The 19,288-nt window shown below is 64.6% G+C and carries 19 protein-coding genes; 15 read left to right on the forward strand and 4 right to left on the reverse strand.

The window, feature by feature from the left end:
• Genes F3N42_RS11580 through F3N42_RS11595 form a run of 4 tightly spaced genes read left to right on the forward strand, consistent with a single transcriptional unit; the run spans position 1 to position 3,920 of the window.
• Positions 1-1,416, forward strand: coding sequence for an OapA family protein (locus F3N42_RS11580; RefSeq protein WP_150864621.1), 1,416 nt, complete (start codon positions 1-3; stop codon positions 1,414-1,416).
• A gap of 17 nt (positions 1,417-1,433) precedes the next feature.
• Entirely contained in the window at positions 1,434-2,549 is a 1,116-nt protein-coding gene (locus F3N42_RS11585) for an anhydro-N-acetylmuramic acid kinase (RefSeq protein ID WP_263595895.1), read from the forward strand.
• Between the two features lie 26 nt (positions 2,550-2,575).
• A complete protein-coding gene (locus tag F3N42_RS11590) occupies positions 2,576-2,953 on the forward strand; it encodes a YccF domain-containing protein (RefSeq protein ID WP_150864623.1) in 378 nt (125 codons plus the stop codon).
• A gap of 1 nt (position 2,954) precedes the next feature.
• Positions 2,955-3,920 carry a hypothetical protein gene (locus F3N42_RS11595; RefSeq protein WP_150864624.1) on the forward strand — a complete coding sequence of 322 codons (966 nt, stop codon included), beginning with the start codon at positions 2,955-2,957 and terminating at the stop codon, positions 3,918-3,920.
• A gap of 98 nt (positions 3,921-4,018) precedes the next feature.
• Here F3N42_RS11595 and F3N42_RS11600 read toward each other — a convergent pair whose 3' ends face one another.
• From F3N42_RS11600 to F3N42_RS11610, 3 genes are all read right to left on the reverse strand, one after another.
• On the reverse strand, positions 4,019-4,312 hold the full coding sequence (locus F3N42_RS11600) for a CopG family transcriptional regulator (RefSeq protein ID WP_224784875.1): 294 nt from the start codon (positions 4,310-4,312) through the stop codon (positions 4,019-4,021).
• Positions 4,233-4,523, reverse strand: a complete 291-nt coding sequence (locus tag F3N42_RS11605; RefSeq protein ID WP_150864626.1) for a BrnT family toxin — start codon at positions 4,521-4,523, stop codon at positions 4,233-4,235. The genes F3N42_RS11600 and F3N42_RS11605 overlap by 80 nt, the downstream gene beginning before the upstream one ends.
• 94 nt (positions 4,524-4,617) lie before the next feature.
• Positions 4,618-5,412: an exodeoxyribonuclease III gene (locus tag F3N42_RS11610; protein ID WP_150864627.1), complete on the reverse strand. Its 795-nt coding sequence runs from the start codon at positions 5,410-5,412 to the stop codon at positions 4,618-4,620.
• A gap of 66 nt (positions 5,413-5,478) precedes the next feature.
• Between F3N42_RS11610 and pyrE the strand changes: the two genes are divergently transcribed.
• The 10 genes from pyrE (at position 5,479) to F3N42_RS11660 (ending at position 15,779) form a co-directional block, all read left to right on the forward strand.
• Positions 5,479-6,129 (forward strand): orotate phosphoribosyltransferase, encoded by a 651-nt coding sequence (gene pyrE / locus F3N42_RS11615; RefSeq protein ID WP_150864628.1) that lies wholly within the window; start codon positions 5,479-5,481, stop codon positions 6,127-6,129.
• 1 nt (position 6,130) lies between these two features.
• Positions 6,131-6,781: a DUF4124 domain-containing protein gene (locus tag F3N42_RS11620; protein WP_191621372.1), complete on the forward strand. Its 651-nt coding sequence runs from the start codon at positions 6,131-6,133 to the stop codon at positions 6,779-6,781.
• 14 nt (positions 6,782-6,795) lie between these two features.
• Positions 6,796-7,515 (forward strand): zinc-ribbon and DUF3426 domain-containing protein, encoded by a 720-nt coding sequence (locus F3N42_RS11625; RefSeq protein WP_150864630.1) that lies wholly within the window; start codon positions 6,796-6,798, stop codon positions 7,513-7,515.
• The gene (locus tag F3N42_RS11630; protein WP_224784876.1) at positions 7,515-7,760 is read left to right on the forward strand and encodes a helix-turn-helix domain-containing protein; all 246 of its coding nucleotides are present in this window, start codon (positions 7,515-7,517) and stop codon (positions 7,758-7,760) included. Before F3N42_RS11625 ends, F3N42_RS11630 begins: the two co-directional genes overlap by 1 nt.
• Before the next feature lie 98 nt (positions 7,761-7,858).
• Complete coding sequence (gene purH, locus F3N42_RS11635; protein ID WP_150864631.1) at positions 7,859-9,433, forward strand: bifunctional phosphoribosylaminoimidazolecarboxamide formyltransferase/IMP cyclohydrolase; 1,575 nt, start codon at positions 7,859-7,861, stop codon at positions 9,431-9,433.
• Between the two features lie 10 nt (positions 9,434-9,443).
• Entirely contained in the window at positions 9,444-10,742 is a 1,299-nt protein-coding gene (gene purD, locus F3N42_RS11640) for a phosphoribosylamine--glycine ligase (protein WP_150864632.1), read from the forward strand.
• Positions 10,743-10,745: 3 nt separating this feature from the next.
• A complete protein-coding gene (uvrD, locus tag F3N42_RS11645) occupies positions 10,746-12,926 on the forward strand; it encodes a DNA helicase II (RefSeq protein WP_150864633.1) in 2,181 nt (726 codons plus the stop codon).
• Positions 12,923-13,837, forward strand: a complete 915-nt coding sequence (locus F3N42_RS11650) for an alpha/beta fold hydrolase (RefSeq protein WP_150864634.1) — start codon at positions 12,923-12,925, stop codon at positions 13,835-13,837. The genes uvrD and F3N42_RS11650 overlap by 4 nt, the downstream gene beginning before the upstream one ends.
• Entirely contained in the window at positions 13,830-14,555 is a 726-nt protein-coding gene (pyrF, locus tag F3N42_RS11655) for an orotidine-5'-phosphate decarboxylase (protein WP_150864635.1), read from the forward strand. Before F3N42_RS11650 ends, pyrF begins: the two co-directional genes overlap by 8 nt.
• Before the next feature lie 342 nt (positions 14,556-14,897).
• A complete protein-coding gene (locus tag F3N42_RS11660) occupies positions 14,898-15,779 on the forward strand; it encodes a DUF6502 family protein (protein ID WP_150864636.1) in 882 nt (293 codons plus the stop codon).
• Here F3N42_RS11660 and F3N42_RS11665 read toward each other — a convergent pair.
• Complete coding sequence (locus F3N42_RS11665) at positions 15,737-16,615, reverse strand: DUF6502 family protein (protein ID WP_150864637.1); 879 nt, start codon at positions 16,613-16,615, stop codon at positions 15,737-15,739. The genes F3N42_RS11660 and F3N42_RS11665 overlap by 43 nt on opposite strands.
• 170 nt (positions 16,616-16,785) lie before the next feature.
• Between F3N42_RS11665 and plsB the strand changes: the two genes are divergently transcribed.
• Complete coding sequence (gene plsB, locus F3N42_RS11670) at positions 16,786-19,287, forward strand: glycerol-3-phosphate 1-O-acyltransferase PlsB (RefSeq protein ID WP_150864638.1); 2,502 nt, start codon at positions 16,786-16,788, stop codon at positions 19,285-19,287.
• Position 19,288: the final 1 nt, after the last annotated feature.

Consider the following 19,288-nt stretch of genomic DNA (forward strand, 5'->3'; position numbering starts at 1 on the left):
ATGAAAAACAGAACCTTGCTTCACAAGGCCTTCGTCGAATTCATCGATCGGGCCAGGGGTTGGCATCCCTCCCAAATTCGGATCACCCGCGCCCGCGTGGCGGTGTTTGCCGTCACGCTGATTGCCGTGGGCCTGGCCATGGGTGGCAAACAGGAAGCCCCCGTGGCCGAGGACATTGCGGCGACCACGGCCGAACTGACCCAGACCCTGGACATCGCCCTGCCCAGCCGCGAACCCGCACCCGCCGCGCGCGCGGAAGTGGAAGCCGCGGTGGCGAAGGCGGAAGAGAAGGCCGAGATCGCGGCGGCGCTGGATACCTGGAACGAAGTCCCGGTCCGTAACGGCCAGACCCTGGACGGCATCTTCCGCCAGCAGGGCTACTCGATCCCGCTGCTGCACCAGATCCTCGCTCTCAACGGCGACACCAAGAGCCTGACTAAAATTCGCCCCGGCGACGTCTTCGGCTTCCAGGATGATGGCGCAGGCAACCTCCAGCGCATGCGCTACCCCATTGACGACGACGCCTACCTGCTGGTCAGCATCGACGAGCAGGGGCCCAACGCGGAGCGCCTGGCCCGCGAACTGAACAGCGAGGTCCGCGAAGCCGAGGGCACCATCGAGTCATCGCTGTTCCTGGCCGGCAAGCAGGCCGGCCTGTCGGACAACATGGTTATGAAACTGGCCGAGATCTTTGGCTGGGACATCGATTTCATTCTCGATATCCGCGCCGGCGACCGCTTCTTTATGGTCTACGAAAAGATCTACCGCGACGGCGAGTACCTGCGCGACGGCGACATCCTGGCCGCGACGTTCATCAACCAGGGCGAGCGCTTCGAGGCCGTTCGCTTTGCCGACGACGATGGCATTGATTACTACACGCCGGACGGACGGCCGATGCGCAAAGCCTTCCTGCGCGCGCCGCTGAACTTCAGCTACATCAGCTCGAATTTCAACCCGAAGCGTTTCCACCCCATCCTCAAGCGGGTGAAGGCGCATAACGGCATCGACTACCGCGCGCCCACCGGCACGCCGGTCTACGCCGCCGGCGCCGGCAAGGTGATCCGCTCGGACTACAACCGCTTCAACGGCCACCACGTGTTTATCCAGCACTCCGGCAGCATCGTCACCAAGTACCTGCACTTCAACAAGCGCGCGGTGAAAAACGGCCAGCGCGTGAAGCAGGGCCAGGTGATTGGCTACGTCGGAAGCACCGGCATGTCCCAGGCACCGCACCTGCACTACGAATTCCTGGTCAACGGTGTGCACCGCAACCCGCGCACCGTGCCACTGCCCAAGGCCGAACCGCTGGATGATACGCAGCTGGTGGCATTCCACAGCCAGGCGGCACCGTACCTGAAGCAGCTTGGACGGCTGGAATCGGCCTCGATGTACGCCCACCGCGGCGGCAACGAGTGACGGGTGACGGGTGACGGGTGACGGGTGAACTGTTTATCGGGATGATTTCCGGGACGAGTCGGGACGGGGTGGACGCGGTGATCGCGGACTTCGAGACCGGCAAGCCTGAACTGCTGAACGCATCCTGCACACCCTACCCTGACGCACTGCGTGAGCGGCTCGACCGCTTCATGGCGGCCGGCAAGCCCGACCTCTCCGACCCTGAATGCGGTGACCTGGACATCAAGTTCGGGCATTTCTTCGCCCGTATCGCCAACGACCTGATCCAGGCGACCGGCCTGGAGTCACGCGATATTCGCGGCATTGGCTCGCACGGCCAGACCGCCTGGCACGCCCCTGACGATGAGCCGCCGATGTCGCTGCAGCTGGGTCGCGGCAATGTCATCGCCAACGTCACCCGCGTGCCCACCGTCACGAATTTCCGCACCGCCGACCTGCTGGCCGGCGGCCAGGGCGCGCCGCTGGCGCCATTGCTGCACCGCGAACTGTTCGCGTCTGATGACGAAACCCGAGCCGTGCTGAACCTGGGCGGCATCGCCAACCTGACCCTGCTCGCGCCGGGTGAGCCCGTGCGCGGCTGGGACACTGGCCCGGCCAGCTGCCTGCTGGACCTGTGGATCCACCGGCACCGTGGCCGCGCGTACGACGACGGCGGCGCCTGGGGCGCGAGTGGCACCGTGCTGCCGGGCCTGCTGGCCAGCATGCTCGAAGAGCCCTACTTTCACCTGCCCGCGCCCAAGAGCACCGGCCTGGAACTGTTCAACGCCGACTGGCTGCAAAAACAGCTCGTCCAGGCCGACGCCACCTCCGCCACCGCGGTCGACATCCAGGCCACGCTGGCCGAACTGACCGCCAACACCGTCACCGACAGCCTGCGGCTGGCCGGCGGCGCCAGCGAATTGCTGGTCTGCGGCGGCGGTGTGCATAATGTCGACCTGATGCGGCGGATGGCCGCCCTGCTGGGCAACACGCCGGTCCGCTCCACCGCGGAGCGCGGCGCCCACCCCGACTGGGTCGAAGCCAACCTGTTCGCCTGGCTGGCCAGGGAGCGCCTGGCCAACCGCAAGGTCGACACCACGGGCATCACCGGCGCGAACGCGCCCGTGTTGCTCGGAGACATCGCCACACCCTGAACCACGAACTGACCGGAGGCCACACCATGAACCTGCTCCTCAACATCATCTGGTTCATCCTCGGCGGCTTCATCGTTTTCTTCGGCTACCTGCTGGGCGCCGTGATCCTGTGCATCACCATCATCGGCATCCCTTTCGGCATCCAGTGCTTCAAGCTCTCCATGCTGGCCGCGGCACCGTTCGGCAAGGAAATCCGCGACACCGACCCGCCCGGCGGCCTGCTCTCGATCATCATGAACATCATCTGGATCCTGCTGCCCGGCCTGGAACTGGCCATCATCCACCTGTGCCTGGCAGTGGTCTTTGGCATCACCATCATCGGCCTGCCCATCGCGGCCCAGCACCTGAAGATGACGCGCCTGGCGCTGCTGCCGTTCGGGTTCCGGGTGGTGGAGCGTTACTGAAATGTCCGGCCGTCACCAGCAACGGTCGATGCGTTTTGCTGTATTCGCGGCAACACTATTTGCGCTCGTTTCTGTTGCTGTCTTGCTGTCGCAGCGTAATACCGGCTCCGCTGAGCCAGCCCCGGTATCTGCTGCCCCATCACCGATTGACCGCCCAGCTGACCTTGTGGAATCAGCCGGAGTCGTCAACGCAGACGAGGTTGCGCTTGCTCCACGGGGCGTTGAATCGGCGCCGGTTGAACCAGGTCCCAGCCAGCCAAGCGGGGGGACCGTCGCACAACCACAAGATCCTGATGACCCCGCGATAGCCGATGCGCTGGAACAGGTCGCGAAGAGTGAAACAGACCTTGATCTCGCGATGCAGGGGGATATCGAGGCGGCGGATCGGTTGGCCAGCTATATCAACCGGGGCTGTCGCCATGCGCCTCGCAGCACTGAAGCGCTGAACCGCACACTTGATACTTTCCAGCGAAGCCTGGCTCAGGCCGACTCAGTTTCGGCCCGCCGAAACTTCGAAGCATCGATCCATGGCACCACAGTGATGTTCCATGCTTGTGCCAAAATCCTGGAAACGGTCGGCAATGCCGGGGAAGACATCAAACGCCTGGCACAGTCCGGCGATGTTGTGGCGCGGTATATCTATGCGTTGTGGCCGCCCGAGCTTGCGAACGAAGATTCACCCCTGTTGGCCCAGACCGAATGGGAGCTTCTGGCGAGAGACTTCATTTTCCAGAACATCGAGTCCGGTGAACCGCTTGGGCTGGTCGCCCTGGGAGGCTCTTACAATTCCGGCACCTTTACCCCACAAAACAATGCGCTGGGTTTGGGCCTGCTCATGGCGGCCGCCAATTGCGGCCTGGTCCACCCACCTACAGAAAAACTCCTGAAGAGATTGGCCGAATCCAGTGATGAACAAAAGGATTATTTCTTCAGATACAACAGTGACCAGTTTGGACCTGGCGTTTAAGGTTGCGGAACAAGCTGGCATGGATTGCCAGCCCAACGGGACTACCCGCTGAACCCACGGCTCGAGCGAGTGTGCGTCGTGATTAAGCGCCGATCTCGCTAACCAGCCTTTACCTGGTTCGCCCGAGTGTATTCATCAAGCAAACGCCGAATCATCTTCTGGTAAGGCGCGCCATGCTTTTTGGCCTCGCGCTTGAAGAAATCGACGCTTGAGCGGCTGAGGGCGATCGTCACTTTTACGGACTCTTCTTTGAACGCAAGCGCTTCTGGCGACGGAAGTGTGTCCGCCACGACCTCGACTTTGCCGATTGGCTCATCGGTGTAAACGATTTTCCTGCTCATAAATACTTTTGCCCTGGCGCCAATAGCCTGCGCCAAAAATTCGGATAACACGGCCCCGATACGTAAACCGAACCGTCAGCACCCCGCCATCAACCTTTCCAAAGCAGCAGTAGCGATCTTCTTCTTTGCTGTGACGCGGGTCACGCGCTATGACGCGATTAGGGTCTGCGAATGCGTATTGGGCGCTCTGGAACGCAACGCCATGCTTTCGCTGGTTGCTTCGATCCTTAACGGGATCCCATTCGAAATGTGACTCAACCATGACGCGGCATTATCTCGAATATGTATTCTAATACATATTTTTATATGCACGAAATGCCCGCCAACTGCTGTAGGAAAACCGCGCGACGTGCGCTCTAACCGCCAAACACCCGCTCCGGCAACGCATAGTCATACTCCAGCGTCAGCGGCGCATGGTCTGAAAATCGCTCGTCCTTGTAGATCTCCACGCCGGTGACCTTGTCGGCCAGCGCCGGGGTGGTGACGTGGTAGTCGATGCGCCACCCGGTGTTGTTGGCCCAGGCCTGGCCGCGGTTGGACCACCAGGTGTATTGCTCTTCGCGCGGGTCGAACAGGCGGAAGGCGTCGGCCAGGCCGACGTCGCCGAAGACCTCGTCCATCCAGGCGCGTTCCTCGGGCAGGAAGCCGGAGTTTTTCTGGTTGCCGCGCCAGTTTTTCAGGTCGATTTTTTTGTGGGCGATGTTCCAGTCGCCGCAGATGATCCAGTCGCGGCCGCTGGCGGCCATTTCGACCAGTTTCGGCTTGATCCAGTCCATGCAGGCGAACTTCACGTCCTGGCGCAGCTCGCTGCTGGAACCGGACGGGAAGTACAGCGAGACCACAGACAGGTCACCGAAGTCGGCCTGTAGCCAGCGTCCTTCGCAGTCCATGGTGTCCCAGCCGAGGCCGTAATGAACGCGGTCGGGCTGGTGTTTGGCGTAAATGGCGGTGCCGCTGTAGCCGGGCTTCAGGGCGTCGTGGTAGTAGCAGTGGTAACCCGGCGGGAAGAACTCGCGGTCTTTCAGCTGGTGATGCTGGGCCTTGGTTTCCTGGATACAGACGATGTCGGCGTCCTGTTGGGCCATCCACGGGAAGAAGCCCTTGCGGGCGGCCGCGCGGATGCCATTGGCGTTGAGCGAGATGATTTTCATGGGCGGGGAGCATAACGGCTCGCGGGCGGCCATGCTATCCTGCGCCGGTCATTCCGGGGGCGGACGATGCTGCAGCACAAAACAACCTTCTTTGAACTGGCGCTGGCCAAAGGCAACCTGCGCTTTGGCGAGTTCACGCTGAAATCCGGGCGGGTCAGTCCCTACTTCTTCAATGCCGGCGGCTTTGACGATGGCGTTTCGCTGGATACGCTGGGCGCCTGCTACGCCGATGCGCTGGCCGCATCCGGCGTGGCGTTCGACATGCTGTTCGGTCCGGCCTACAAGGGCATTCCGCTGGCGGCGGTCACGGCCGTGGCCCTGCAGCAGCGCCACGGGCGCAACCTGCCGTGGGCGTATAACCGCAAGGAAGCCAAGGACCATGGCGAGGGCGGCATGCTGGTGGGCGCGCCCATGGCGGGGAAGGTACTGATCATCGACGACGTCATCTCGGCCGGCACATCGGTGCGCGAGTCGGTGCAGTGGATTCGCGACGCGGGCGCGGAGCCCGCTGGCGTGGCCATCGCGCTGGACCGCCAGGAGCGCGGCCAAGGCACGCTGTCGGCGGCCATGGAGGTTGAACGCGAGTACGGCATCCCGGTGGTTTCCATCGCCGGGCTTGATGACCTGATGGATTACCTGGCCCGCAACCCCGGCGCGAATATCGACATCGACGCCATGCGGCGGTATCGTGAACGTTATGGAAGCCAAGGGGAATAAGGTGTTCCGCTGTCTCGCGCCGCTCGCGCGCGCGGGCGTGCTATTGCTGGTCGCCAGCATCGCCGTGCCGGCCGTCGCGCAGAACGTCTATCGCTGGACCGACGACGAAGGCAAGGTCCACTACACCCCGGCGCTGCCCGCGGAAGCCGCCGACAAACCCTACGACATCCTGTCGCCGTCCGGCGTGGTCATCGAGCGTGTGACCCAACCCGAAACCACGGCGCCACCACCGGTGGAGCCGGTCGACAAGAAGCCGATCCCCTTGTACACCGAGCGGGAACGGCAACAGATCTCCGAGCGCCTGCTGATGCTGCGTTACCGCAACGAGGCGCAGATCGACGAGGCCATGCAACTGGAACTGGACCAGCTGAAGTACGACTTCCACCTGCTGGATAACGAATACGCCAGCATGATCAAGTCGCTGCAGCAACAGGTGCATGCGGCCGCGAACCGGCAACGGGCCGGTCTTGAAGTCGACCCGTCGCAGCTCGAGCAGATTGATGTGCTGCGCGGGCGCATGAGCGCGAACCGGGTGCGCGTCGGCGAGCTTGAGCAGCACCAGGACGTCATTCGTGAGCAGTTCGCGCGTGAACTCGAGCGTTTCCGCGAGATTCGCGACCGCAACAAGCCGCAGCCTCATCCCACCGGCTGAGCAACCGACCCTTCGTGTACACGCTTTGCCCGCATTGCCAGACTGTCCACCCGTTGACCGCGGCGTTGCTGGCACAGGCCGGCGGCTGGATGCAGTGCGGCGATTGCGACAAGCGCTTCAACGCGCTGGACGCGCTGTACGACGATTTTCCTGACAGCCACGCGAAACCCGCGCCCACCGGCGGCCAGTGGTCGCCGCCAGAACTGACCAGCCGGCGCGAGTCCGCCGATGCCACGCCGGCCTTCGCCGAGCCGGAAACGCGTTCCGGCGTCCACTGGGCCTGGAAGGTGGCGCTGCCGCTGTTGCTGCTGGTGACGGCGGCCAACGTGGCCTGGACCTTTCGCCACCACATTCCGAAAGAGGGCGCCATCGGCGAGTTCCTGGCCCGCCAGGGTGTGCAAGGCTTCGAGGCGGAGCAGGAATTCCACGACCCGGGCCGCATCCACCTGGTTACCCGTGATATCCACCCGCACCCGACCCGCGACGGTGTGCTGGTGCTCAGCGCGACCTTCGTCAACCTGGCTGCCGAGCCACAGCCCTACCCCGTGTTGTCCGTGGCACTGATGGATGCCGACAACCACCCGCTGGTGGCCCGAGAGTTTGACCCGGAGGAGTACCTGGCCAGCGACTGGGACGCCTCGCAGCGGCTGCAGCCCGACCAGCATGTGCCGATCCTGCTGGAGTTCGCCGACCCCGGCGAGAAGGCGGTCGGCTTCGAACTGGACTTCCTGTAGTGGCGGGCAGGAAAAAGCCGTTACGGGTTCACGTCAAGAAGACCATCCGGCGTTACCTGAAAGACATGGGAGCGACCGAGCCTGAGAACCTCTACCAGTCACTGTTATCGCAGGTGGAGCCGCCGCTGATCGAGGAAACCCTGAAATTCACGGGCGGCAACCAGTCCCGGGCAGCGAAAATACTCGGCATTACCCGTAATACCCTGCGCGAGCGCATCCGCCGTTACCGCATACCGGTCGACTGACGACAAGCCGACCCGAAGTCCGGGCCGTACCATCGTATAATTGGGGTTTGCCCCGGCCCGACCCCGGGCCTCACGACAAACGGACCCGAACCAAGACGATGAACCAACCTGCCCACCGCGAAGAGCGGTACGCGCTGATCAGCGTTTCCGACAAGGAAGGCGTGGCCGATTTCGCCGCCGCCCTGGCCCAACAGGGCTTCACCATTCTCAGCACCGGCGGCACCGCCCGCCTGCTCCGCGAGCACGGCGTCGACGTCAAGGGCGTCAGCGAGCACACCGGTTTTCCGGAGATCATGGACGGCCGCGTAAAGACCCTGCACCCACGCATCCATGGCGGCCTGCTGGGGCGCGACCAGGACGGTGAGGTGATGGCTGAACACGGCATCGCGCCCATCGACGTGGTGGTGGTCAACCTGTACCCGTTCGAGGCGGTCACGGCCAATCCGGACTGTTCGCTGGCCGACGCCATCGAGAACATTGATATCGGCGGGCCGGCCATGGTGCGTGCCGCGGCCAAGAACCACGCCCGCGTGGCGATTGTCACCGAGCCGGCCGACTACGCCATCGTGCTGGCGGAGCTGGAGGAGCGCGGCGAGGTGTCCGACACCACGCGTTTCCGCCTGGCGGCCACCGCCTACGCGCACACCGCGCGTTACGACGGCATGATCGCCGACTACCTTTCACGCCGGTCTGAAGGCGACGGTGCCGACGACCCGCTGCCGGTGATCCACACCCCGCAGTTCCGCCGCCGCCAGGGCATGCGTTACGGCGAAAACCCGCACCAGCAGGCCGCGTTCTACGTGCCCGCCGGCGTGGAAGACGCCGGCCTGGCCGCCGCCGAGGTGATCCAGGGCAAGGCACTGTCATACAACAACATCGCCGACGCCGATGCCGCGCTGGAATGCGTCAGCCAGTTCGACGAGGGCCCGGCCTGCGTCATCGTCAAACATGCCAACCCATGCGGCGCGGCGGTCGCCGGCTCGCTGGGTGAAGCCTACGACCGGGCCCACCAGACCGACCCGGTGTCCGCCTTCGGCGGCATTATCGCCTTCAACGGAGAACTCGACGGCGACACGGCCAGCGAAATCATCGAACGGCAGTTTGTCGAAGTGGTGATCGCGCCGGGCTACACCGGGACCGCGCTGACGGCGTTCAAGTCCAAGCCCAACGTCCGCCTGCTGGCGGCCTCCATGGCCGACGCCACTGGCCGGCTGAACTATCACCGCGTGTCCGGCGGGCTGCTGGTGCAGCAGGCCGACACCACCTGCGTCGGCCGCGACGACTGCCGCGTGGTCACCGATCGCGCGCCCACCGAGCAGGAATGGACCGACCTGATGTTCGCCTGGAAGATGGTGCGCATGGTCAAGTCCAACGCCATCGTCTACGCCTCCGGCGGTCGCACGCTGGGCGTCGGCGCCGGGCAGATGAGCCGTGTCGACTCGTCCCGCATTGCCGCGTGGAAGGCAAAAGAGGCGGGGCTGTCTCTCGAAGGCTCGGCCATGGGTTCGGATGCCTTCTTCCCGTTCCGGGACTCCATCGACGCCGCGGCCGAAGCCGGCATCAAGGCCATCATCGAGCCGGGTGGCTCGATGCGTGACGACGAGGTGATCGCCGCGGCCAACGAGCACGGCATCGCCATGGTCTTCACCGGCATGCGCCACTTCCGGCACTGAGGAGCAGGCGATGAATGTGCTGGTGATTGGCAGTGGCGGGCGCGAGCATGCGCTGGCCTGGGCGGCGGCGAAATCGCCACTGGTTGAGACCGTTTACGTGGCGCCCGGCAATGCCGGCACCGCGACCGAGCCGGGCGTCGAGAACGTCGCCATCGGCGTCGGCGACCACGACGCACTGGTGGCGTTTGCCAGCGACAACGACGTCGGTCTGACCATCGTCGGCCCGGAAGACCCGCTGGCGAACGGCGTGGTCGACCGCTTCAACGCGGCCGGGCTGGACTGTTTCGGCCCCAGCGCCGCCGCGGCGCAGCTGGAAGGCTCCAAGGCCTACGCCAAAGACTTCATGACCCGCCACGGCATTCCCACGGCGGCCTACGGCGAGTTCACCGACATCGACGCCGCCGTCGCCTTCATCCGCGAGCGCGGTGCGCCCATCGTGGTCAAGGCAGACGGCCTGGCCGCCGGCAAGGGCGTGATCCTGGCCGATACCGAGGCCGAGGCCGAAGCCGCCGTGCGCGACATGCTGGCCGGGAACGCCTTCGGCGATGCCGGCCACCGCGTGGTGGTCGAGGAATTCCTGGAAGGCGAGGAAGCCAGCTTCATCGTCATGGCCGACGGCGTGAACGTGCTGCCGCTGGCCACCAGCCAGGACCACAAGGCGGCACATGAAGGCGACACCGGCCCTAACACCGGCGGCATGGGCGCCTACTCCCCTGCCCCGGTCATCGACCCCGCTGTCGCGCCGGACATGTACCAGCGCGCCATGACTGATGTCATCCTGCCCACTATCCGCGGCATGGCGGCGGACGGCGCGCCGTTTACCGGCTTCCTGTACGCCGGACTGATGATTTCGCCGGCGGGCGAGCCGAAGGTGCTGGAATTCAATGTCCGCTTCGGCGACCCCGAGACCCAGCCCGTGCTGATGCGGCTGCGCTCCGACCTGGTTGCGCTCTGCAAGGCAGCCTGTGCCGGCCAACTGGACACCGTGGAAGCCGAATGGGACCCGCGCCCGGCCCTGGGCGTGGTCATGGCCGCCGATGGCTACCCGGGCAGCTACCCGAAGGGCGACACCATCACCGGCCTGGACAGCGACTTCGGCGCCGACGTGAAAGTCTTTCATGCTGGCACCGCACTGAAAGACGACGCCGTCGTTACTTCTGGCGGGCGCGTGCTGTGCGTCACCGCACTCGGTGACAGCGTCGGCTCGGCCCAGCAGGCCGCCTACACGGCACGGCAGAAGATTGACTGGAACGGCGCCTGGAGCCGGCCGGACATCGGCCATCGCGCCATCGCGCGGGAGAACCGCTGACCCGTGGATGTCTCGCACCTGCTCGATGGCCTGAACGAGGCCCAGCGTGAAGCCGTCACCAGCACCGCCCCGCACAACCTGGTGCTGGCCGGCGCCGGCAGCGGCAAGACCCGCGTCCTGATTCACCGCCTGGCCTGGCTGATCCAGGTCGAGCATGTCTCGCCACTGGGCATTCTGGCCGTGACCTTTACCAACAAGGCCGCCGGCGAGATGCGCGAGCGCGCCCAGGACCTGCTGGAAGTGTCCACGCGGCCGTTGTGGATCGGCACCTTCCATGGTATCGCCCACCGCCTGCTGCGCATGCACTGGCGCGAGGCGGGCCTGCCCGAGCAATTCCAGATCCTGGATTCGGAAGACCAGCAGCGGCTGATCAAGCGGCTGATGCGCGACGAGGGCATGGACGAGAACCAGTGGCCGGCCCGGCAGGCGCAGTGGTTCATCAACCAGCGCAAGGATGAGGGCCAGCGCCCGGACGCCATCGAGACCGAGGGTCACCCACTCACCGCCGGCTGGACACAGATCTACCAGCTTTACCAGGACTACTGCGACCGCGCCGGCCTGGTGGATTTCGCCGAGTTGCTGCTGTGCGCGCACGAACTCTGGCTCAACAACGACGAACTGCTGGCGCACTACCGCAACCGCCTGCGCCATATCCTGGTCGACGAGTTTCAGGACACCAACACCATCCAGTACGCGTGGATCCGGATGCTGGCCGGCAGCAGCGGCCAGACCTTCGTGGTGGGCGATGACGACCAGTCCATCTACGGCTGGCGCGGCGCCCGGGTCGAGAACGTGCGCGCCTACACGCGCGATTTCCCCGACGTCAAAACCGTCCGCCTGGAGCAGAACTACCGTTCCACCGGCAACATCCTGTCGGCGGCCAATGGCCTGATCGCGCACAACGAGTCGCGCATGGGCAAGAACCTGTGGACCGACGACGAACCGGGCCAGCCGATCCGCATCTACGCTGCCTTCAACGAGCAGGAGGAAGCGCGATTCGTGGTCAGCCAGTTGCGTCAGTGGATCGACGAGGGCCGGCGCGCCAGCGATGCCGCCATTGTTTACCGCACCTCGGCGCAGTCGCGGCTGTTCGAAGAATTCCTGATGCGCGAGTCGGTGCCCTACCGGGTCTACGGCGGCCTGCGATTCTTCGAGCGCGCCGAGATCAAGGACGCGCTGTCCTACCTGCGCCTGGTGCAAAACCCCAACGACGACGCGGCGCTGGAGCGTGTGATCAACACGCCCAACCGCGGCATCGGCCAGAAGACCGTGGAAACACTGCGCATGCAGTCGCGCGAGACCGGCTTGCCGCTGTGGCAGGCCGCGGGCCTGGCCATCGAGCAGGGCGTGCTGTCCGGCCGCGCCAGGACCACCGTGGCGGCCTTCATGCGCCTGGTCACCGACATGCGCGAGCGCCTGGGCGACTGGACCATGGGCAACCAGGTGCAGGGCGTGATCGACATGTCCGACCTGGCCAGCCACTACGAGAAGGAATCACGCGAGAAGATGGAATCGCGCATGGAGAACCTGCGTGAACTGGTCAACGCCGCCGACGCCTTCGTCATCCCGGCAGACGACGAAGAAGCCGGCATGACGCCGTTACAGTCCTTCCTCAGCCGCGCCGCCCTGGAAGCCGGTGAAACCCAGGGTGAGGAATGGGATGACTGCGTGCAGCTGATGACGCTGCACTCGGCCAAGGGCCTGGAGTTTCCGCTCGTGTTCATGGCCGGCATGGAAGACGGCCTGTTCCCGCACCAGCGCTCGGTCACCGAATCGGGCGGCAAGCTCGAGGAGGAACGGCGCCTGTGCTATGTGGGCATGACCCGCGCCATGGAGCAGCTGTACATGACCTACGCCGAGGTGCGGCGCATGTTCGGATCGGAGAACTACAGCCGGCCATCGCGCTTCCTGGGCGAAATCCCCGCCGAACACCTGCAGGAGATCCGCCCGCGTGCCCAGGTCAGCCAGCCCTGGGTCGCGGCGAAGCCGGCCCGCGCGCCGATTCCCGGCCACGACGACGGCATGCCGTTCAAGCACGGCCAGCGCGTGCATCACCGCAAGTTCGGTGAAGGCACGGTGATCACGTTCGAGGGGTCGGGCGAGCACGCGCGAGTGCAGGTGAACTTTAATCACGCCGGCACCAAGTGGCTGGTGCTGGCCTACGCGAACCTGGACAGCCTGTGAGCCAGGTCGCAACGGATACGCCCGCAGTGGCGGGCTCATCCGCGGGACGCGAGACCCGCATTGAGCTGCCATGGGGACGGCTCGCCGCCCTGCGTTTTGGCGCGCCCACCGGGCGAAGAGCGCTGTGCCTGCATGGCTGGATGGACAATGCCGCATCGTTCATTCCGCTGGCCCCATACCTGTGCGCCGATGATGCGCTCGACATGGTGGCGCTGGACCTGGCCGGCCATGGCCGCTCCGCCCATCGCCCCGAAACCTCGCGCTACTACTTCGCCGACTACCTGTTCGATATCGACCGGGTGCTTGATGAACTGGGCTGGGATGACTGCACGGTGATTGGCCATTCACTGGGCGCCGCACTGGGCTCCGCCTTCGCGGCGGCGGCACCGGAGCGCGTCAACGCGCTGGTCATGCTTGACGGCCTGGGGCTGGTGACCGAGCCGGCCGAGAAGGCCGCGGAGCGGCTGCGCAATGCCATGCGCGCGACGCGCAAGCCGCGCGAACACCGGCGTCGTTTCGCCACCCTGGAAGACGCCGCGGCCATTCGCCAGGCCAACAACCCGATGAGTGACACGGCGGCGCTGCTGCTGGCCGAGCGCGCCCTGGCCCCCGCCGATGACGGCTGGCGCTGGCGAACTGATGCCCGGGCGATGTGGCCGTCACCGGTGTTCATGACCGAGCCGCAGTCCGACGCCATCCTCGACGCCATTGAATGCCCGGTGCTGACCGTGCACACCCCCGTCGTCGAGCGCTGGACCAGCGCCGAACTCGTCGCCTCCCGTCTTGGCCGCTTGAAATGCGGCAACGACGTTCGCCTGCAAGGCGGCCACCATGTCCACATGGATGCCCCGGAACCGGTGGCGTCCGCGATCAACGATTTCCTGAAAACCCTGGAACCCGACCATGATTGAACGCCCCGACATCCCCGATTCCGACCGCCTGATCTTTGCCCTGGACGTGCCCGACATCGACCGCGCGCGTGAACTGATCGATACCCTGGGCGACGCGGTGATGTTCTACAAGCTGGGCCTGGAGTTTTTCCTCTCCGGCCATTATTTCGAGCTCGCCCACACGCTGAAGGACAACGGCAAGAAGGTCTTCGCCGACCTGAAACTGTTCGATATCCCGGCCACGGTGGCCGCGGCCGTCCGGCAGCTGGCGCGGCACGGCGTCGATTTCTGCACCATTCACGGCAACGACCGCATGCTGCAGGCCGCCGCCGCCGAGAAGGGTGACATGGGCATCCTCGCCGTCACCGCGCTCACCAGCCTGGACCAGGGCGACCTGGATGACCTGGGCTTCGACTGCGATGCCGAGCAACTGGTGCTGTCACGCGCGCGCCGCGCCCTCGCGCTGGGCTGCGACGGCGTGGTCTCTTCCGGGCTCGAAGTGCCGAAACTGCGCGAGGAAGTCGACCACGCCCTGCTGACGGTATGTCCGGGTATCCGGCCTGTACTCAACGACGAGGAAAGCGCCCATGGCGACCAGCAGCGCGTACTGACGCCGGGCAGCGCCATCGCCGGCGGCGCCGACTACCTGGTGGTGGGACGACCCATCCGCGATGCCGCCGACCCACGCGCCGCTGCCCTGGCCATCCAGGCCGAAATTGCCGCGACGCTGGCACGCTGATACCCTTTTCGAGGATTTCCAATTGCTTGGGTGTAAAACCTAAGTAAAAAAGTAGTTGACAGCAGTTAATTCGCAACATTAGGATACGCCCATAACTTAATAATAAGATTTACAAAAAGGCATTTCCTGGACGGGGGACTGCTGCCAGAACCGATCCTCTCCGGCTCCGCCGGACTTCCGGGCGGGCTTCGTGCCAGCCCGGATTTTTTATGCCCGCGTTTTGAGCCGGGGCACCTCTCTCACCCACCCAAACGCGCGTTCATTGACATATTTGTCATTATCTACACGTTTGTGACATCATGGGCCCAGATCACCCACCAGCCCAAAGCCAGACCGACCTCGATGTCATTGCAGAAAACCCTGAAGCCCCAGGATGTCGCCGCGCTCAGCAGCGGCGTTGAATCACTGCTTCGACGGCTGATCCGGGTGCTGGTGGGACATATGTCACTGACCAAGCTTGAAGAACTGGTCAGGCTGGTCTTCGTCGAAGAATCGGAACGGCAGCTACGGCGCGAGTTTCCCAACAAGGCGCCACCGATGTCGCAACTGGCCCTGCTCACCGGCCTGGACTCCCGTCCGCTCGGAAAGATCCGCAGTCACCCGGCTTATGGACAGGAGCGTGGTCCGGAAGCCAGTTTCATGCGCAATTTCACGTCGACGACCCGGCTGCTGGACAAGTGGTCGACAGACCCGGGTTACCTGGATGAGTCCACCGGCCGGCCGCTGCCCATCACGATCCAGGGCCAGGCACCCAGCATCGAGAGCCTGATGAAATCGGCCGGATTTATCCGTGGCGTCACCGCCCGCTCGGTGGCCGAGCGCCTGGAACTGGGTGGCGCCGCCACGTGGGACCGCAAGACCGGCGTACTGACGCTGGTCACGGAGAAATTCCTGCCGTCCACCAATGCTGACCTGGCCGGTGCCGTCGAGGTGGGCTTCAATGCCATCGGCCACCTGGTCGACACGGTACTGACAAACCTGGAGCGCCTGGACGAAGGCCAACCCCGCGACTACCAGCGCGCCTACTGGTCGAACAGGATCGCTCCGCACCAGGTCGAGGCCTTCCAGGCACGGATCACGCAGATGATGACCGAGTTCGAAGACCAGGGGCTGGCGCTGCTTGGCGAATACGAGATGGATATCGAATCACCCAGCCAGGTGACGGCCGGGTTTGGACTGTACTACTTTGAAGACGCCCCGGACGGCGAGTCCTCGAACAGGTAGAGCCCGAAGCCCGCGGCGATATGATTGGCCGCTTCAACGTCCTGGTCATATTCCGAGAGCGTCTCGTACCCCTCCTTTTCCGCCCGCTCCAGCACCCTGACCAGGCTTTCCCGCAGCCCGGCCAGCCGGTGTGGCGGCAGCCGGTAAATCCAGTAAACCCGTTGGAACAGCCGGTCCTCGTCGCTCAGCGCCGGATCCATATTGCCCAGCACCGTATCGATCAACCGACTGACCGCGACAAAACCGATCTCCAAAGCACCCTCTCGGTCCTTGTCCGGCGAGGGCAGGTAGCGGTCAATGCGCATCGACACGATGCCGGCATCGTGGTCGATCTCCACCAGGCCGCTCAACTCCAGCTGGTCGAGCACACTCTTGACGGTAACACCCCGCGGCAGCTTGAGCGTGTTGACCAGCGCCTCGATGCTGGCGTCACCGCCCTCGATCGCCAACGGCTGCGGCTGGCCGGTCTCGGCATCGGTAAACCGGGTATCGGTTGACCACAGGTGCAGGAAGCTGGCCGCCGGGGTGAAATTACGGAAGAACTCGGCCTCGCCCACCAGGCTGCGCCGATAGCCCGGACTGGTGCGGATCCGGTTGATGACGCGGGTATCCAGGCCGGTATTCAGCGCCATCATCGCCAGCGTAATCTGGCGACCCGGATGGTCACGCCGCAGCTTCTCCTCGAGCTCCTCGACATACAGCGTGTCGATCAGCTCATGCAGCTTGGTCAGGGAGATCCGCCCCGCCAGGAAGCGAACCAGGCGCCGCAGCACCGCTTCCACGCCGCGACCAATGATCGCGACCTCGGACTCCTCGAAACGGCGCGTCAGCCGCATAACACCTCCAGCAATGCACGTGACGACGATCATCACGCAGTAATGACAACTTATGTATTTATTGACGCATTCGTCAAGCCTATTTCGACAACACGTTGCTCCTGTTCGCTCAATTTCGCGCTATCAGCGATAATTCACCGCATCACTACGGGAGACTGGCTCAACCCCCGATGCCTCAAAGCCTTGAACATCTTGGTTTTAGCGAGCGGCTGAAGCTGCGCGGTACGCTGTTGCTGCGCGCCATCCTTCACTGGTGGGTCAAGGCGCAGGTACTGCCCGATGCCGAGGGTGAAACCGGCGTCCAGCCCGGTCCCCCGGTGTGTTACGTGATCGCCGACTACGCGCTGTCATCGGTGCTGATCCTGGACCGTGTGTGCGAGCAACAGGGGCTGGACCGGCCGCTGTTCCCGATTGCCGCAATGGAAGCCAGTGAGCCCCGTGCTTACGCGGCATTGCGCCGCGCCAGCGGCCTGTTCGTGCGCCGGACCATTCCCCGGCGCGGATCGGAGACGCTAGGGCGGCTGGTCCAGGCCTGTTATGACGACCCTTCGATGGACGTACTGCTGGTGCCGGTCACCGTGCTGGTGGGCCGTGCACCGGACAAGTCGGAGGGCTTTTACAAGACCCTGTTCTCGGAGGACTGGGCGCTGGGTGGGCGTATCCGTCGCTTCATGAGTACCCTGGTGAACGGCCGCGATACGGTCGTGCAGTTCAGCCGACCGATATCCCTTCGGCAACTGGCCGACGAAAGGGCCGGCGCGGCGCGTGACCAGCGCAAGGTGTCACGCATTCTGCGCACCCACTTCCGCCGCGTGAAGTCTGCGGTCATTGGCCCCGACCTGTCGCACCGCCGGACACTGATCGAGACCGTCGTTCACGCGCCGGCGGTACGGGCGGCCATCGCCGAGAAAACCGAACGCGACGACATCAGCGAGGCCGAGGCCGCGGACATTGCCCGCGAGTACGCGGTGGAAATCGCGGCGAACTACTCGTACACCTTCGTGCGGGTCATGTTCTTTGTCCTCAACTGGTTCCTGCAGAAAGTCTATGGCGATACGCGGGTCTACCATTTCGACCGCTTCAAGCGCGAGGCACCGGGCCACGAAATCATCTACGTGCCGTGCCACCGCAGCCATGCCGACTACATCCTGATCTCGTTCCTGCTCTACGTGCGCGGCTTTGCCGTGCCACATATCGCCGCCGGCGTGAACCTGAACCTGCCCGTGGTCGGCCGGTTCCTGCGCATGGGCGGCGCCTTCTTCCTGCGCCGCACCTTCCGTTCACAGAAGCTGTACTCGGCCGTGTTCTCCGAGTACGTCAGCCACATCCTGGCCCAGGGCACGCCCATCGAGTACTTCATCGAGGGCACGCGCAGCCGTACCGGCCGACTGCTGCCACCGAAAGGCGGCATGCTGGCGATGACCATTCGTGGCTACCTGCGCGCGCCGGTCCGGCCGGTCATGTTCCAGCCCCTGTATATCGGCTACGAGAAGCTGCTGGACGGCGCCGGCTACAACAAGGAACTGGCCGGCGCGGTGAAGAAAAAGGAGACGCTGTGGGACCTGCTGGGCTCGTGGCGCATCCTGAGACGCCGGCACGGTGAGGCGCATGTGAGCTTTGGCGAGCCCATTTTCCTCGACCGCATGCTGGACGAGGAGAACCCGGACTGGCGCGCCGCCGGTGAGCCCGGCGAGAAACCGGCGTGGATGACGCCGTTCGTCAATCGACTGGGCGACCGTGTCATGCGCGCGATCAACACGACAGCCGACGTCAACCCGATCAACCTGCTGTCGACCGTGCTGCTGGCCACGCCCCGGCACGCACTGGGCGAGCAGGCGCTGCGTGACCAGGTCGAGCTGTACCGCTCGATACTGGCCGCCGCGCCACTGGGTGAGCAGGTGACCGTCACGCCGCTGGATGGCATTGACATGGTGTCACGCGGGTTCGAACTGGACTACCTGCAGCGCGTTGAGCACCCGCTGGGTGACATCATCCGCCTGCAGGCGGAGCAGGCCGTCAACCTGACCTACTACCGCAATAACACGGCCCACCTGTTCGCCATCCCATCGCTGATCGCCTGCTGTTTCCTGCGCCAACGCGGTATTGCCACCGAACAGCTGGTGCGCGTGGCCCGCCAGGTCTACCCCTTCCTGCGCGCGGAGCTGTTCCTGCCCTGGAGCGAAGAGGCGTTCCCCGACGTGCTGGAGCAGTACATCAGCGCACTCGAAGCCCACGGCCTGCTGTTCCGCGAAGACGAGGGGCGGCGCATCAAGCGGGCCGAGGGTGGCAGTGGCGAAGCCAGCCAGTTACTGCTGCTGGCGCGCAGCCTGCTGACCACGCTGGAACGCTACTTCATCGCCGTGGCGGTGCTAGTGAAAAACGGCTCCGGCACGCTGAACCGGCAGGAACTGGAGCGGCTGTGCATCATGACCGCGCAGCGCATCTCACTGATCCAGGAATTCGAGGCGCCGGAATTTTATGACAAGGGGCTGTTCCGCCAGTTTATTGGCGAACTGCGTCGCCGTGACATTCTCGTGGTCAACGACCAGGAAAGGCTGGAGTTTGGTGACGCGCTGGACCGAATGAGCAAGGACGCGCGGCTGTTCCTGGAAAAAGGTATCCGTCACGGCATCATCCAGGCGGCGCCGCAGGCACTGGGGCGCAATCCCTGAA

The sequence above is a fragment of the Marinihelvus fidelis genome, assembly GCF_008725655.1.
Taxonomy (GTDB): Bacteria; Pseudomonadota; Gammaproteobacteria; order Xanthomonadales; family SZUA-36; genus Marinihelvus; species Marinihelvus fidelis.